Below are 16,084 nucleotides of genomic sequence, written 5' to 3' on the forward strand. Positions count from 1 at the left end.
AACAAAACACTAATTAAAATTGTTTTGTTGGCTTTTCGTATATAAATTTTTCATATACTACATTTACCTTTGATAAAATTCTTTATTCTGTGTAAAATGTAATTAACAGCATGTAAACTATTTACATGTTAAACAACCATTTAAAAATTATGGTTAAAATAATTTTAGTGGAGTGAATAATATGAATAACATTTTAGACATTATTAAAGACAAAACTTTAACCTATGAACAAAAGGTATTAAGTCTTGCAAGAGCCGCAGAGGACAGCTTAAACGTACTTAATATAAGCACACAAGTTCAAGAATATAGAGATGAAGGGATAATCTGCGATCTTAACGAAGGACATGCACCTTATAGACCTAGATACATTGTTCCTGACTATGAAAAATTTATGAGAAATGGAAGTGAATTTTTAGATTTAAAACCCGCTTCTGACATTTGGGATGCTGTAAATAATCTCCTTATTTTATATAAACATGTACCTTCTATTACTTCTTTTCCAGTATCTCTTGGAAATATAGATACTTTATTAGAGCCATATATAAAAGATGAACAAGAAGCCTATCACGCAATTAAATTATTTTTAACTCATATAGATCGAACTCTTACAGATTCTTTCTGTCATGCTAATATAGGTCCACTGGATACCAAAGCAGGAAAATTAATTTTAAAAGTTCAAAAAGAATTACAAACTTCTATACCAAATATAACTTTAAAATATAGTAAATATACGTCAGACAACTTTGCTATTGATGCTATTGATACTGCATTAGTAACAGCAAAACCAAGCTTTGCTAATCATGAAATGTTTTCAAAAGAATTTAATGGAAAATACAATATTGTTAGCTGTTATAATGGACTAACTACTGGCGGTGGAAGCTATACTTTATGCAGACTTAACTTAGCGTTTCTTGCTAAGAAATCAATATCTGAAGAAGACTTTATAACTGTTGTTCTTCCTGATGCAGTAAAAAGAATGGATGAATATATTGACGAAAGAATTAAATTTCTTGTTGAAGAAAGTGGATTTTTTAATGGAAACTTCTTAGTTAAAGAAGGATTAATTAGCAGAGATCACTTTACAGCTATGTTTGGTATGTTTGGTCTTGCTGAATGTGTTAACCATTTTATAGGTTCCGATAAGCAAGAATATAGATTTGGACATAGTGAAGAAGCCAATAACTTAGGTTTTAGAATTATAGAAAAACTTTCACAAGAAGTAAATAAGCATGAAAATCCTTATTGTGAAATATCAAAAGGTAAATTCTTATTACATGCTCAAGTTGGAATTGATACCGATAACAATATAAGTCCTGGCTGCAGAATACCGATTGGAGAAGAACCAGAACTTCCTCAACATTTAATACAATCAGCTAAATTTCACAAGTTCTTTCCTTCAGGTATAGGTGATATTTTCCCATTTGACAGCACTTGTAAGAAAAACCCTAACTTTATATTAGATATTATAAAAGGTGCTTTCAAAGAAAATATGAGATATTTCTCATTATATTCTTCTGATTCTGATGTAATTAGAATTACAGGTTATCTTGTTAAAAAATCAGAAATAGAAAAATTAGAAAAGGGTGAACAAGTTCTTCGTGATACTGTTGCCTTAGGTCTTGGAGCTGTTAAAAATCAAGGAGTATTAAATAGAAAGGTTAGAAAAAATGATTAAGGGATTAGTTAATAAAATTATTCCTTTTAGCTCAGTAGATGGACCTGGAAACAGAACATCAATCTTTCTTCAAGGTTGTAATTTTAACTGTCTTTACTGTCATAATCCTGAAACAATAAATTCATGCATATACTGTGGAAATTGTGTGTCTGAATGCCCAGTTAATGCACTTTCTTTATTGGATGGTAAAATACTATGGGATAAAAAAATTTGTGTGCAATGTGATAGATGTTTAAAAGTTTGCAACAAAGACAGTTCTCCAAAAGCTGTATATATGAGTGTAGATGAAGTGTTACAAGAAATTAAGAAGACAAAATCCTTTATATCTGGAATAACAGTTTCAGGTGGTGAATGTACTCTACAATCTAAATTTTTAATTAGTCTATTCAAAGAAGTAAAAAAAATGGGACTAACATGCTTTGTGGATACTAACGGTTCCATTCCTCTATATCAAAATAAAGATTTATTAGAAACAATTGATATGGCAATGGTAGATTTAAAATCTTATGACTCTAAAGAACATAAAAAACTTACTGGTATGGATAATACCATTGTAATAGAAAATATAAAATATCTTGCAAGAACTAATAAACTATATGAAGTAAGAACTGTAATCGTCCCTGAGGTTCTAAATAACCATTATAATGTAGATATGACAAGTAAACTACTAGCTTCTTTAAATCCTGATATAAGATATAAAATCATAAAATATAGACCTTTAGGAGTACGTACAAATATAATAAAAAGCTTTATGCCTTCTGATGAAATGATAAAAACATTCAAAACTTTAGCAGAAAAAAATGGGTGTAATAATATCATTACTACTTAATTTTACACATATAAAGGCTGTCCATTTTATAGGACAGCCTTTATATTATTAATTTTAATCATTAAATTTCACTATATTCCAAATAACTATATTTTAAATTTTGATACAACTTCTAAAAGTTTATCTATATTTTCTTTTGAAATATCTGTTTCGTGAATTACATCATCAGCTTTTTCAGCAACAACTATAGATTTTTCTGCAATATTAGTTGTATTATTTACTCCTTCACTTGTAGCTTCTGCTATTTCATTAATTGCTTTCATAGCATTTTCAACAGAAACAGCTAACTCCTCCGCTGTAGAACTAAAATCATTCATTAAAGCACTAACAGCATCAGCATCTTTATTGTACTGTTCACCTGTATTAACCATTCCTTCATAGTCTTTTTTTACTTTAGTATCTATAAATTCTAAAATTTCTTCAGAACCACCAGAAAGATTTTCAACTGAAGATATTACAGTACTTGTAACTTTTTGTATTTCTGATACTGTTTCATTAGACTGTTCTGCCAATTTTCTTATCTCATCTGCAACTACTGAAAAACCTTTGCCTGCTTCACCTGCTCTTGCTGCCTCAATTGCTGCATTTAGTGCTAATAGATTAGTCTGAGAAGATATCTGTAGTATAGCCTCTGAAAGAACATTTATCTGTTCTACAGCTTTAGATTCTCCTATTGCTTTTTCTAATTTTATTTTTGTATTTTCATATATTTCATCAGCCTCATGTTTAGACTCTAATGCATTTAGCTTTAACTCAATTGCTCTATTATTTATTTCTTCAACATATTTTGAACCTTCTTGTCCTTTAATAGCAATAGAATTTACAGCTTGATTAATTTCTTCTGTCGTACTACTTATTTCCTGCGCTGAAGCTGCTGTTTCCTCCATGCTTGAAGACATTTGTTCTGTAGTATAACGTACATCTTCCACTTGTTCATTTAATTCTCCCATAGAATTTTTAATCATTTCTACAGTCTTAACAGTATTATTAGTATTGTTATTTACTTCTATCATAATTGTTCTAAGATTAGCTAAGAAATTATTTACTGCATCTGCAAGTTCACCAAATTCATCATTAGAAGAGAGTCTAATTTTCTGAGTCAAGTCTCCTCCTTTTTCTGCTAATGTTTCTAACTCTTTTTTCAAAACATTTATAGGTTTTAAAATACTTGTTCCAATAAATAAACCTGATAATATTGCTAATATACATGTTATTACAACGCTAATTAAAAGTATTTTTTTAGCATAATAATAAGCTCTGTCACCATCTTGACTTAATTTTTCACTTTTATTAGCATTAAAATCAACAAGTTTTAATGCCGCATCAGAAGCAGTATCAAAAGCTTCCTTTGATTTATTATTCATTATTTTCATTGCTTCTTGTGTTTTTAATTCTCTACTCAAAGATATCATACTTGTATTTAATTCTATGTATTTTTGCCACTCTTGCTTAACTGTATTAAATAAATTCCTATCTTCTTCAGAATTAATTATTTTTTCATATTCATTTAGATATTCTTGAATTTTTAAGTTCTTTTCTTTCATTTGAGATTCTTTTTTATCCATTTCATTTTTAGATGTAGAAATTATATGTTCATATTCTAAAATTCTAAAATCAGAAGTCATAGTGTTTATATCCTCTGAATACTGAATTTTAGGAATCCACGTTTCAGCTATAATAGTAGATTGATTATTTACCATTTTAAGTATTCTATTAGAATATAAACCAACCCCAATGATAATAGCAACTAATATAACAAAAGCAATACTTATTTTTTTCTTTATTGTTAATTTCATCATATTCCTCCTTTTATTTGTTTTATTCCTATGCTATTTATATCATATATAATAATTATTTTCAATTTTTTTCCTTCAAATTTAAAAATATAGCTTTAAAAGTGTAAAAACTAATTTAACTAAGTGATTATGCCACAACAAATAACTTGATTTTTAAAAATTATTGCTGTGGTCTTTTATATTTGAATTACAATATAGATAATTTATATTGACAATTATTATAAATATGTTATTGTAATTAATAATTATAAAAACATATAATAGATAGGAGCGAGTATACCAATGACAAGAGGACGAATTCACTCATTTGAAAGCATGGGATTAGTAGATGGTCCTGGAATACGGGTAGTAGTCTTTTTTCAAGGATGTCCACTAAGATGTGCTTATTGTCATAACCCTGATACATGGAACCTAAATGAAGGAACAGAAATAACAGCCAAAGACCTTTTGAATAAAATTCTAAGATTCAAGCCTTATTTTAAAGAATCCGGAGGTGTTACTTTTTCTGGTGGTGAAGTTTTACTTCAACCAGATTTTCTAATAGCAATTTTAAAGATGTGTAAAGAAAACGGAATCCATACTGTCATTGACACTTCTGGCTTTGGAATTGGAAAATATGATGAAATCTTAAAATATACAGATTTAGTTTTACTAGATATAAAACATGTGGATGATGTAGGATATAAGTATTTAACAGGTAAAGACAAACTCTATCTTGATCAATTCTTAAAGACTGTGGATAAATCCAATACCAAATTGTGGATAAGACACGTGGTTATTCCAGGAATTACTGATTCTGAAGAACATATATTCAAACTTGGTGATATAATAAAAAAAATCAAAAATGTTGAAAAAATTGAACTGCTCCCTTACCACACTCTTGGCATTAATAAATATGAAAATCTAGGTATAAACTATAGGCTCAAAGAAGTACCCCCTATGAATAAAGAACAAACTAAAAAATTAGAAAAATTACTTGAAAAATACATAACATAAGAATATTGCTTTGCAATATTCTTATGTTATGTATTTATTTTCAATGCATTAATTAAGTTTTTATTATTTAGTATCATATACTTAAATAGTGGGTATCCTATAATAGTCACCACTACAAACTCACCTAGTGCAACTTGAAGTGTAGTTAACCAAAACGGAAGTTCTAAAATAAAATGTAATTCTGCACCTACAAATATACAGTTTATTGTTGGCCAAAGTGATGCTGCAAATAATCTTTTTGATTTACTAATCATATAAACACTAATAAATGTAGCAAAGCTTCCTACCACTACATCTACTATTCCTAATGGACTAAAAAGATTAGCAATAGCACATCCAAGAACCAACCCTGGTATATATAATGGATCAATAAAAGCAAGAAGAACCATAACCTCTGATAACCTAAATTGAATAGCTCCATAACTTATAGGATTTAATCCTATCGTTAAAACAGCATATATAGCTGCAACTAATGCTATTTTTACTATATTTTGCGTTCTTTTGTTTGTATTCATTATTAACTCTCTCCTCCTACTCCAAAATCAGTATTATTCCATAAAACTTCTATACTTTGATTATTTTCTAAATATGAATATTCTTCTTTAAACCATTTTATTAGTTCAGGATCTCTCTTTAAGGAAGTTGTATTTTCTATATAAATGTTTATACACCCCTTCTCAAAGTATTTTAATAAATATTCTATATCATTCTTTATCATATCTTTTGTTTGACCCTTTATACCTACCATGAGACAAATAGAAGTAAAATATTTAGAAACTTCCTTTGGTTCTGAAAATAATACACCTTTATTTAAAACACTATTTCTAAAATAATCATCAAAAGTTTCTATTCCACACTTAAATATTATTGGTATCTTAAAGAACTCTCTTATTTCATCAAGCCTGTTTCTATACAACCAATGGCTTTCAAAAAAAAGTTTTTCAATTCCCTTTTCATCTACTATTTTTTTTATATCCTCTAATGTTTTACCTGGAAGTTCAAAGCAACTTCCAGAATTTATAACTTCTAAAACTTTATATTTTGCAGTAACTTGGCTTAATACTTTTTTATTTAGCTTAATCATTTTTTCTTCATCTAAATCATTATCTAATATATAATCACAAAACGTACATCTTCCCCATTTACACGGAAAAGCTTTCAATAAAACAATCTCCCTTTGATTCTTCCCTTTAACTTCACTATATCTTTCTATATCCATATTTTCTTCCCCCTTTAATGAAAGTACTGCACTATCACTCACCAAAATAAAAAATTCCAATAAAAAAAACTGCCCTCAAACCAAGGCAGTATTATTCCATAAGAAATACACTCTATCTAACTTAAATAATATATAATTAACCAAGTGAATTTTCATAGATTACTATACCTTAGTTTTATTTACAGACAGGAGGCTTTCGAACTGTCCATGTATTAATTTGTAAAATTTTTAAACTCGCTTATTAATTATATCACTAATATTTATTGTTTTAAAGAAAAAAGTTTTTAACATATAAAGATAAAGTAGCAAGTTGCAACCTTGCTACTTTATCTTTATATTATTTATTTTTAATAATAATTATAGTATCTAAGAGTAAGTCTTACTATTCTTCTACATATTCTTCTTGCTACTGGATATGGAACACCATATCTAACCATTCTTCTTATTACTCCAGGATTATATCTTTCTATCATTCTACATATTCTATAAACATCTCTCGAATCATATTCTTTATCATAGTATTTATCTTTATCATAATATTTATCTTTATCATATTTATCTTTATCATATTTATCTTTATCTTTATAGTATTTATCTTTATTCTTATAGTATTTGTCCTTATAATCATCATCTTTTTTTCTAAAAAGACATCTTTCCTTTTCTTTGTCTTCCTCTTCATCAATTATCAAATCATCTTCATCCACTAATTCATCTATTTCTTCTTCGTCTCTATAATCAGATTCTTCTTCCATATCCATGTCCATTTCATCTACCATATCTTCTGGCAATACTCTCGGCATATACATGGAATTCATCATTTGAAAAGGAAACATTGCATATTCTTCATCTATGTCCATATAATTAAACAACTTATACCTCCAAAATAATCTTACTACATTAGTATAATATTATTTTTATATGATTTTGGTACTAGTTTTATGAAAATTTGTTATCTTAATCTTTTTTCTATACATTTATGAATTTTATGCAGCTTCTTCTGGTAACTCTTTTAAATCTACATTTATAATTTGATTAGTTGCCAAATCTCTTTGCACAGATATTATCTTTGTATTAATTTTTTCACCTTCTATATTAATAATTAAATTACCGTGTTCACCTTTTCTTGCTATGTACTTTTGAAATTCATTTAAATTAATTTGAAATGCAACATTTCCTCTTTTCCCACCATAAAGTATTCCTGGCAACTTACCAATTTTCCTAACTTTTTTAGCCTTAACATTTATATCCCTTTTATTTGCTAATAATTCATTCATTTCCCCATCCCCTTCTTTTTTACTTTATTAACCTTATATTACAATAATAGTAAATTAACTTCATAAAGTCAAGAATTTTCTCACTTTTTAGAATTTTGTTTGTAATAAAAAATATATAATTAAATCTATTCACAGATTTGAATTTTTATAATTGAATTTTACATGCAGCTACGTAATTTGGTAATTATGCAATTTCATAAATTTTGATATGATTAAAGCAGCAAACTAGTAGTTTGCTGCTTTAATCATATCAAAATTATTAATCCATTCATTCATTTTGCTGTATATATTTTTAGCGTCATTGTAACCCATATTATAAAGTTTTTTTAATTTATCAGAATTCTTTTCTAATCTATCAACTTCTAACGCCTCACTAGGTCTTATTACAAATACATTATCTTCTCTTTCTAGTTGCTCTATATAATCTAAAGTTTCATTATATATTTTATAACGATTAAAAATCGTATCTACTAACTTCGGATATTGCCTATACGCTCTTTTTACAAACATTTTAAATTTATAAGGTTTTTTTCTATATTCTTTATTTCTAGTTAATATTACTACATTTTTTTTCATACCATCAGCTACAGCTTTTTTTATTGGAATAGAATCAGCTACCCCACCATCTAATAGCTTTTTACCTTCAGCTTCAACTATAGGTGCTAATAAAGGAATACTGCTGGAAGCTTTTATAACCTTTAATATGTCTTCGCATTCATTTTTATCAAAATATAAAGGTTTTCCTGTTTCACAATCAGTCGTACCAATTATAAACCTTTGCTTTGATTTCTTGAAAATTTCAAAATCAAAAGGATTCAATTTATATGGAATTTCATTAAATAAAAAATCCATACCAAAAATACTTTTTTCCATAATTAAATTTCTATAACTTAAATATTTAGGATTATTTATGTAATCTATATTTATGCTTTTATTTCGTCCTATTTGTCTTGAAATATAAGACGCTGCATTACAAGCTCCAGCAGATACACCTATAACATAAGGAAACCATATATCATTTTCCATAAAAAAATCTAATGCACCTGCAGTATAAAGTCCCCTCATTCCTCCACCTTCTAATACCAATCCTGTATTATTCATATCCATTGCCTCCATTGTTCTCATATATTCTTATATTATCATTTTCTATATGTCCGCATTCAGCGTCTCCATCATCTACATTAACAGCTACTTGAAATATTTTATTCTCTTCTAAAATATATGTGTAAAACACATTAGGCTCATCTATAAATCTCACTTCAACAAAATCTTCATAGTTTCTACGCCCTCTTATAATATCGATATTAAGTATATCACTTTTTTTATATCCATTTTGATAAATTAAGTGGTTCTTTACATTTTGTTTAAAAATTAGTGATTTAATATCACTTTGATCAGTAGCTGTAAAAATTACTATACTTACAAGTATATAGGGTATAACTAACCATAGAGCTTTGTTAAAACATAAAGTTTTTTGTTTTTTATAATTAATTACCAAAATAGCTTCACTAACTATGAAACTAGGTATTATCCAATATATATGATGTATTCTTTTAATACTAAAAATATTTATCATATATATACATATAAACAGTATAAAAGGTAATATAAGCAATATTGTATTAAAATTTAATGTATTCTTTTTAATAGTACATTTAATAAAAGTTAGTACTATTATAGCCATAATTATCATTACAGCTACTATCAACCAATCTTTTTTTAATTTTTCATTGTCATGCACCCACAGAAGAATTGCTCCAAAACAAATTATAAATAATATATATATATCTTTACTTTTAAAAAAATTTTTATTCTTCATAGAGCTTCCTCCTTTTAACGACTGTAAATCTTATACCAATTTTACCATATATTGTTAATTTAGTCTTCATATTCTATAAATAAAATGAAAAATCAGCAATCTTCATACTGATTGCTGATTTTTTTATAAAGTACACATTATTATATCAATATTTTAATATTCATTTGTTGTAATTTATATATATTTTTCTTATAATTTATATATAAATACTAATTGAAGAAAATAGCATAATTAAAAACTTGATATAACTATGATATTTTAAAATTATGTACTTTATCAGTTTTTTAATTATATTTTTTACATTAAAATGTTACAATATTAACAATTAATTTTAATTATTTTCTATGAATATTCTGAATTTTAAAACTTAATGACTGTTTCACTATTTTTAAATGTGAAAAACACACTTTTTTTGTTAATGTTTTATCAAATTCGTAATAAGGGGGTATTTTTTTAATGTGTACTAACAAGTTATCAACAGAAAAATTTAAAGAACTAGAAACATTTATTGAAAATCTTGAAGAAAAAGAAGGTGCTTTAATAGAAGTATTACATAAAGCACAAGGATTATTTGGTTATCTTCCGCCCAAAGTTCAACAATTCGTAGCTGATAAATTAAATATTCCTGTTTCCAAGGTTTGTGGAGTTGTAAGCTTTTATTCTTACTTTACAACAAAGCCTAAAGGTAAATATGTAATAAGTATTTGTATGGGAACAGCCTGTTTTGTAAAGGGTTCTGGTGATGTACTAAAAGAATTTGAAAGAACATTAAGTGTAAAAGCTGGTGAAACTACTCCAGATTCAAAATTTACTATTGACGTTTTAAGGTGTGTAGGTGCCTGTGGTCTTGCTCCTGTCGTTACAATAAACAATAAGGTTTATGGTCATTTCACAACTGATATGGTATCTAAAGTATTAAATGAATATAAAGAATTGGAGGGATAATCCTTGAATAAAATTAATTCTATTGACGAACTTAAAATATTTCATAACAGATATAAACAATTATTGGACATGCGTAATATATCTCATGAGGAAGAAATGACCTTTGAAAATACAAGATGTAAACGAGACGTTTTAATCTGTGGTGGAACTGGATGTAAATCTGCTGAAAGCGATATGATTTTAAAGAACTTAAAAGATGAAGCTGAAAAATCTGGTCTTTCTAATGAAGTACATATAGCTATGACTGGCTGCTTTGGTTTTTGCGAAAAAGGACCCATTGTAAAAGTTTCTCCTGATAATGTTTTTTATGTTCATGTATCACCAGAAGATGCTGAAGAAATAGTTCAAAAACATTTACTAAAAGGTGAAGTTGTAGAAAGACTTTTATATGAAGAACCTACTCTTAAAGAAAAAGTAAAAAGACAAGATGAAATGTCATTCTATAAAAAGCAAGAAAGAATAGCACTTAGAAATTGTGGGCTTATAAATCCTGAAGATATAAAAGAATACATCGCAGAAAAGGGATATCTAGCATTAGGTAAAGTGTTAACTCAAATGACTCCTGATGAAGTTATAAAAGAAATTTCAAATTCAGGTCTTAGAGGACGCGGAGGCGGTGGATTCCCAACAGGTAAAAAATGGTCCTTTGCTAAAATGCATGAAGCTGATCAAAAATATATAATCTGTAATGCTGATGAAGGAGATCCTGGTGCTTTCATGGATCGTTCTATTTTAGAAGGAGATCCTCACAGTATTATTGAAGCTATGGCAATAGCTGGATATTCTATAGGTGCTTCTATAGGTTGTATCTATATAAGAGCTGAGTATCCTCTTGCGATTGAACGATTAAGACTAGCTATCAAAAATGCCCATGAATGTGGTCTTCTTGGAGATAAGATTTTAGGTACTAATTTTAGCTTTGATGTTAAAATCAAGTATGGTGCAGGAGCTTTTGTATGTGGAGAAGAAACTGCTTTAATTCATTCTATTGAAGGTTGTAGAGGCGAACCTACAAATAAACCTCCATTCCCAGCTGAAAGCGGATTATGGAATAAGCCTACTTGTGTAAATAATGTTGAAACTCTAGCTAACATACCTGCTATCATAAATAAAGGTGCACAATGGTATAGTTCAATTGGTACAGAAACTTCTAAAGGAACTAAGGTATTTGCCTTAGCAGGAAAAATAAATAATGTAGGACTTGTTGAAGTTCCAATGGGTACAACTCTTAGAGAAATCATATATGATATCGGTGGAGGCATTAAAAACGGACGTAAATTCAAAGCAGTACAAACAGGGGGGCCTTCTGGTGGATGTATAACTGCTGAATATCTAGATACTCCTATAGATTATGAATCACTTAACTCTATAGGCTCTATGATGGGCTCAGGTGGTATGATAGTTATGGACGAAGATAACTGTATGGTAGATATAGCCAAATTCTACCTTGAATTCACAGTTGAAGAATCCTGTGGAAAATGTACTCCTTGCCGTATAGGAACTAAGCGTTTACTTGAAATTCTTGAAAAAATAACTTCTGGTAAAGGAACTGCAGAAGATTTAGAAAATTTAAAAGAATTAAGTGAAACTATAAAAGATACCGCTCTTTGTGGACTTGGACAAACTGCACCAAATCCAGTACTAAGCACAATGAAATATTTTATGGACGAATTTGAAGCTCATATATATGAAAAACGTTGTCCTGCTGGAGTATGTAGTGATCTTCTTCATTACGAAATTACAAACACCTGTATTGGTTGTACTAAATGTGCAAGACAATGTCCTGTATCATGTATTAGCGGTAGTGTTAAAGAAAAACATACTATAGATCAAGAAAAATGTATTAAATGTGGTCAATGTTATAGTGCTTGCCCAGTTGGTGCAGTAGTAAAAAAATAATATATGAATTATATTCCAATGAAAGAGGTGTAAAATTTGAGTTTAATAACTTTAAATATAAACAATAGACAAGTTCAAGTAGAAGACGGCTCAACTATTTTAGAGGCAGCAAAAGTTCTTAACATTCACATTCCTACATTATGTCATTTAAAACTTCATGATGATAAAACAATAAATCACCCTGGTTCTTGTAGAGTCTGTGTAGTTGAAGTAGAGGGAAGACGCAATTTAGCTCCTGCATGTTCAACGCCTGTTACTCAAGGAATGTCAGTAAAAACAAATTCAATTAGAGCCATTAAAGCACGTAGAAATATTGTTCAGCTTCTACTTTCAGACCATCCTAAAGACTGTCTGCTATGCGAAAAAAGCACAAACTGTGATCTTCAAAAAATAGCTGCTGATTTAGGTATTCGTGAAATAAAATATAAAGGAGAAATATCTAGTTTTCCAAAAGATAATTCAAGCTATTCAATAATTAGAGATTTTGATAAATGTATTTTATGCAGACGTTGTGAAACAGTTTGTAATGAAATTCAAACTGTAGGTGTATTATCTGCTATGAATAGAGGATTTAAAACTACTGTTGCTCCTGCTTTTGATCTTCCAATGATGGAAACAAATTGTACATTTTGTGGTCAATGTGTAGCAGTCTGCCCTACTGGTGCTTTAACAGAAGTTAACTACGTACCACAAGTATGGAATGCAATAAACGATAAAGATAAAGTAGTTATTGTACAAACTGCACCTGCAATTCGTGCGGCTCTGGGAGAAGAATTTGGGTTTGAACCTGGTACCCCTGTAACAGGTAAAATGGTAGCTGCTCTTAGATCTCTTGGATTTGATAAAGTATTTGATACTGATTTTGCAGCAGATTTAACTATAATTGAAGAAGCTAGTGAATTCATTCATAGATTAAATAGTGGTGGAAGACTTCCAATGTTAACTAGCTGCTGTCCTGGATGGATAAATTTCATAGAAAGCAATTTCCCTGAGCTTCTAGATATTCCATCTACTTGTAAATCCCCTCAACAAATGTTTGGTATAATTGCTAAAACATATTTTGCACAAAAGTTAAATGTAAAACCTGAAAATATAGTAGTTGTTTCAATCATGCCTTGCCTTGCTAAAAAATATGAAGCTGCAAGACCTGAAATGAAAACAAATGGTGTACGTGATGTAGATATCGTTATAAGTACAAGAGAGCTTGGTAAAATGATTAAAGAAGCTGGTATTGACTTTATTTCACTAAAAGATGAAGATTTCGATGCACCGCTTGGAGAATCTACAGGTGCTGGAGTAATTTTTGGTACATCTGGTGGGGTTATGGAAGCAGCATTACGTACAGCTCACGAATGGATAACCAATAAATCTATTCCTGATTTAGAATTCAAGTCTATTCGTGGAATCGAAGGTGTAAAAGAAGCTTCTGTTAAAATAAATGATATGACCGTCAATGTAGCAATAGCAAATGGTCTTGGAAATGCTCGTAAATTACTAGAAGCTATAAAATCAGGTAAATCCAATTATCATATGATAGAAATCATGGCTTGCCCTGGTGGATGCATCGGCGGCGGTGGTCAACCTTATATCCATGGTAATATAGAAATACTAGAAAAAAGATCCGAAGCTTTATATAAAGAAGATAAAAACAAAGCCTTAAGAAAATCTCATGATAATCCTTATATTGATAAATTATATAAAGAATTTTTAGGCGAACCTTATGGTGAAAAAGCTCACGAACTTCTTCATACCTACTATACAAAAAAATAAAATAATACTATAAAAGAAAAGTGCCACGCACTTTTCTTTATTTATTAATTTAAAATTTATATATAGTAACTTCCTCTTGCTTTGGAGGTTTTCCGTTGTAATATTGAAGCTTATACCATTTCTGCATTTTAATTTTATCTCCTAAATATTTACCTTCTACTGGAGAAGTAGAATCAATTAGTATATTAGATGTAGTATTAAATAAGAATATTCCATCAGCACCTTTTTTATATACATCATAAGTTCTTAATAGATATTGATCTATATTCAAGTATTCTTTTTTATGAACATAAAGTCCCATTTTCATTAATATTTCTTCTTTTTTTGTTAAATCGTGTCCTTTAACATCAGCAACAATTCCAATATATAATTTTACCTTTGTACCTCTTACCATCTTTACATAAGGTGTTATATCAAAAAAATCTTCATTACTTATATTTGAAGGAATTAATCTATCTATATATCCTTTTTTAACCCAAGTTTTTATATCAAATCCATAAAAGAGAGGATTTTTATAGGGTATTCTTACTGTAATAGTCTTATTTTTAGGCATCTCATTTCTTAATTCATTCATAAACTGATTCATAATAGCAATTTTTTCTTTTTGTTCAGCTTCTTGTCCCATCACTGTAGGATATCTACAGAAATCAAGCGTTACCCCATCTACGTTTTTAAAAGAAGCTGCTTCTTTAAGTACATTTTTTATATAAGTTCTAAATTTGGGATACTTATAGCTTATTGCTTGACTTCCTTTTTGAAGACAATTTTTATATTCATCATACATCATTCCATTCAGAAATCCATATTTTTCAGGATTATAAAAAGCATTCATTCGCAGTGACGCATTAACCTTCATTCCAGCTTTTTCTCCTTCATCTGCTATAATCTCTAAAGGAGATTTTCCTGATTTTATAATATTCAAAATCTGTTTTCTTGCAATTCTATCTCCATCTCTAAACTGATAATCATATTTTTTATCATATTCAAAAGCTTCGCCTGCGTACCTGCTATTATAATTTAGCATACACGTAGTTCCTAGACACCAATTTATCTCTCCAACACCTTTTTCAGATAAAACTCCTACTGTTCTCATCTTTAAATCATTTCCATTTGGATAATTTCCTGAAAAGAAGTCTGAATACCCATCAAAATCATATATAATCCTATTACCTTTTTTCCCTTCATCTAGCTTATTATATTCCTTTATCTCCTTACGAGTTAATCCAATTAATTTTATATAAGCTATTCTTGCTTTTCCAAAATTACAAGGTACAATTTCAACACTGTCTTCCTTAAAATTACAAACGCTCATATTTTTTTCGCAAATAAATTGTTTGCCTTCTAAATTATCATAAGAATTATTTTTCTTTCTAAAAACATATGAATCTTTATTTTCCGTTCGTCTTATTATAAATGCAGTTGTTCCAGACGCATATCCAACACAAACTTTAAACCATCCATTAAGCTTTACAGGCAATTTCAATACTTGTGATTTATCAGTACTTTCAATTATAACTCCTTTATTTTTATCTCCTTCATATGCAGAAACATCCCAACTACCGTACATTGCATTCTTATTGTCATAATTAAGCATTTTATCTACTCTTCTAAATAAATAAATCTTTCCTGCTTTTGATGTTATAGTATCATTCGTTTGCAAATATACTAAGTCCTCTTTTGTATTATTTTTTATTTGAACTGCATACACACTACTAGGAAACATAAATATACACAAAATAATACCTATAATAAATCTCATTAACCATTTTTTCTGCATACTTCCCCTCCGTCTGTCCATATTATGTCTATAGTATATTTCTATATAAACCATATTATAAGCATAAAATCACATTTTTTATTTA

General features: G+C 28.7%; 14 protein-coding genes. 6 read left to right on the forward strand and 8 right to left on the reverse strand.

Annotated elements, in window-relative coordinates; all coding sequences use genetic code 11:
• The first annotated feature begins 181 nt into the window (after positions 1-181).
• Positions 182-1,675, forward strand: a complete 1,494-nt coding sequence (locus OW763_RS01875; protein WP_268039364.1) for a YjjI family glycine radical enzyme — start codon at positions 182-184, stop codon at positions 1,673-1,675.
• Complete coding sequence (locus OW763_RS01880; protein WP_268039365.1) at positions 1,668-2,504, forward strand: YjjW family glycine radical enzyme activase; 837 nt, start codon at positions 1,668-1,670, stop codon at positions 2,502-2,504. Before OW763_RS01875 ends, OW763_RS01880 begins: the two co-directional genes overlap by 8 nt.
• An 86-nt stretch (positions 2,505-2,590) precedes the next feature.
• Here OW763_RS01880 and OW763_RS01885 read toward each other — a convergent pair whose 3' ends face one another.
• On the reverse strand, positions 2,591-4,300 hold the full coding sequence (locus tag OW763_RS01885; RefSeq protein ID WP_268039366.1) for a methyl-accepting chemotaxis protein: 1,710 nt from the start codon (positions 4,298-4,300) through the stop codon (positions 2,591-2,593).
• Positions 4,301-4,582: 282 nt separating this feature from the next.
• On the opposite strand from OW763_RS01885, the gene pflA reads away from it, so the two are divergent.
• Positions 4,583-5,296, forward strand: a complete 714-nt coding sequence (gene pflA, locus OW763_RS01890) for a pyruvate formate-lyase-activating protein (protein WP_268039367.1) — start codon at positions 4,583-4,585, stop codon at positions 5,294-5,296.
• 26 nt (positions 5,297-5,322) lie between these two features.
• Here pflA and OW763_RS01895 read toward each other — a convergent pair whose 3' ends face one another.
• From OW763_RS01895 to OW763_RS01920, 6 genes are all read right to left on the reverse strand, one after another.
• Complete coding sequence (locus OW763_RS01895; RefSeq protein ID WP_268039368.1) at positions 5,323-5,811, reverse strand: QueT transporter family protein; 489 nt, start codon at positions 5,809-5,811, stop codon at positions 5,323-5,325.
• 2 nt (positions 5,812-5,813) lie between these two features.
• Positions 5,814-6,509, reverse strand: a complete 696-nt coding sequence (locus OW763_RS01900; RefSeq protein ID WP_268039807.1) for a radical SAM protein — start codon at positions 6,507-6,509, stop codon at positions 5,814-5,816.
• 353 nt (positions 6,510-6,862) lie between these two features.
• Positions 6,863-7,384 (reverse strand): hypothetical protein, encoded by a 522-nt coding sequence (locus tag OW763_RS01905; protein ID WP_268039369.1) that lies wholly within the window; start codon positions 7,382-7,384, stop codon positions 6,863-6,865.
• Between the two features lie 114 nt (positions 7,385-7,498).
• On the reverse strand, positions 7,499-7,789 hold the full coding sequence (locus tag OW763_RS01910) for a hypothetical protein (protein WP_268039370.1): 291 nt from the start codon (positions 7,787-7,789) through the stop codon (positions 7,499-7,501).
• Positions 7,790-8,014: 225 nt separating this feature from the next.
• Positions 8,015-8,890 (reverse strand): patatin-like phospholipase family protein, encoded by an 876-nt coding sequence (locus OW763_RS01915; protein ID WP_268039371.1) that lies wholly within the window; start codon positions 8,888-8,890, stop codon positions 8,015-8,017.
• Positions 8,883-9,608 carry a DUF3139 domain-containing protein gene (locus OW763_RS01920; protein ID WP_268039372.1) on the reverse strand — a complete coding sequence of 242 codons (726 nt, stop codon included), beginning with the start codon at positions 9,606-9,608 and terminating at the stop codon, positions 8,883-8,885. The genes OW763_RS01915 and OW763_RS01920 overlap by 8 nt, the downstream gene beginning before the upstream one ends.
• Positions 9,609-10,064: 456 nt before the next feature.
• Here OW763_RS01920 and OW763_RS01925 point away from each other — a divergent pair, with 456 nt between their 5' ends.
• From OW763_RS01925 to OW763_RS01935, 3 genes are read left to right on the forward strand one after another with little or no spacing between them, the layout of a single operon-like run.
• On the forward strand, positions 10,065-10,553 hold the full coding sequence (locus tag OW763_RS01925; RefSeq protein WP_268039373.1) for an NADH-quinone oxidoreductase subunit NuoE family protein: 489 nt from the start codon (positions 10,065-10,067) through the stop codon (positions 10,551-10,553).
• A 3-nt stretch (positions 10,554-10,556) separates the two neighbouring features.
• A complete protein-coding gene (locus OW763_RS01930; RefSeq protein ID WP_272507230.1) occupies positions 10,557-12,452 on the forward strand; it encodes an NADH-quinone oxidoreductase subunit NuoF in 1,896 nt (631 codons plus the stop codon).
• Positions 12,453-12,488: 36 nt separating this feature from the next.
• Positions 12,489-14,222: an NADH-dependent [FeFe] hydrogenase, group A6 gene (locus OW763_RS01935; protein ID WP_268039374.1), complete on the forward strand. Its 1,734-nt coding sequence runs from the start codon at positions 12,489-12,491 to the stop codon at positions 14,220-14,222.
• A gap of 49 nt (positions 14,223-14,271) precedes the next feature.
• On the opposite strand, the gene OW763_RS01940 is transcribed toward OW763_RS01935, so the two are convergent.
• Entirely contained in the window at positions 14,272-15,999 is a 1,728-nt protein-coding gene (locus OW763_RS01940) for a glycoside hydrolase family protein (RefSeq protein ID WP_268039375.1), read from the reverse strand.
• Between the last annotated feature and the right edge of the window lie 85 nt (positions 16,000-16,084).

The organism is Clostridium aestuarii, from assembly GCF_026735135.1.
Classification (GTDB): domain Bacteria; phylum Bacillota; class Clostridia; order Clostridiales; family Clostridiaceae; genus Clostridium_H; species Clostridium_H aestuarii.

What these genes read in the sequence shown, in the direction of transcription:
- OW763_RS01925 (WP_268039373.1), top strand. Translation starts at nt 10,065, where the DNA reads ATGTGTACTAACAAGTTATCAACAGAAAAATTTAAAGAACTAGAAACA.
- OW763_RS01910 (WP_268039370.1), bottom strand. Translation starts at nt 7,789, where the DNA reads ATGAATGAATTATTAGCAAATAAAAGGGATATAAATGTTAAGGCTAAA.
- OW763_RS01875 (WP_268039364.1), top strand. Translation starts at nt 182, where the DNA reads ATGAATAACATTTTAGACATTATTAAAGACAAAACTTTAACCTATGAA.
- OW763_RS01885 (WP_268039366.1), bottom strand. Translation starts at nt 4,300, where the DNA reads ATGAAATTAACAATAAAGAAAAAAATAAGTATTGCTTTTGTTATATTA.
- OW763_RS01920 (WP_268039372.1), bottom strand. Translation starts at nt 9,608, where the DNA reads ATGAAGAATAAAAATTTTTTTAAAAGTAAAGATATATATATATTATTT.
- pflA (WP_268039367.1), top strand. Translation starts at nt 4,583, where the DNA reads ATGACAAGAGGACGAATTCACTCATTTGAAAGCATGGGATTAGTAGAT.
- OW763_RS01940 (WP_268039375.1), bottom strand. Translation starts at nt 15,999, where the DNA reads ATGCAGAAAAAATGGTTAATGAGATTTATTATAGGTATTATTTTGTGT.
- OW763_RS01895 (WP_268039368.1), bottom strand. Translation starts at nt 5,811, where the DNA reads ATGAATACAAACAAAAGAACGCAAAATATAGTAAAAATAGCATTAGTT.
- OW763_RS01880 (WP_268039365.1), top strand. Translation starts at nt 1,668, where the DNA reads ATGATTAAGGGATTAGTTAATAAAATTATTCCTTTTAGCTCAGTAGAT.
- OW763_RS01915 (WP_268039371.1), bottom strand. Translation starts at nt 8,890, where the DNA reads ATGAATAATACAGGATTGGTATTAGAAGGTGGAGGAATGAGGGGACTT.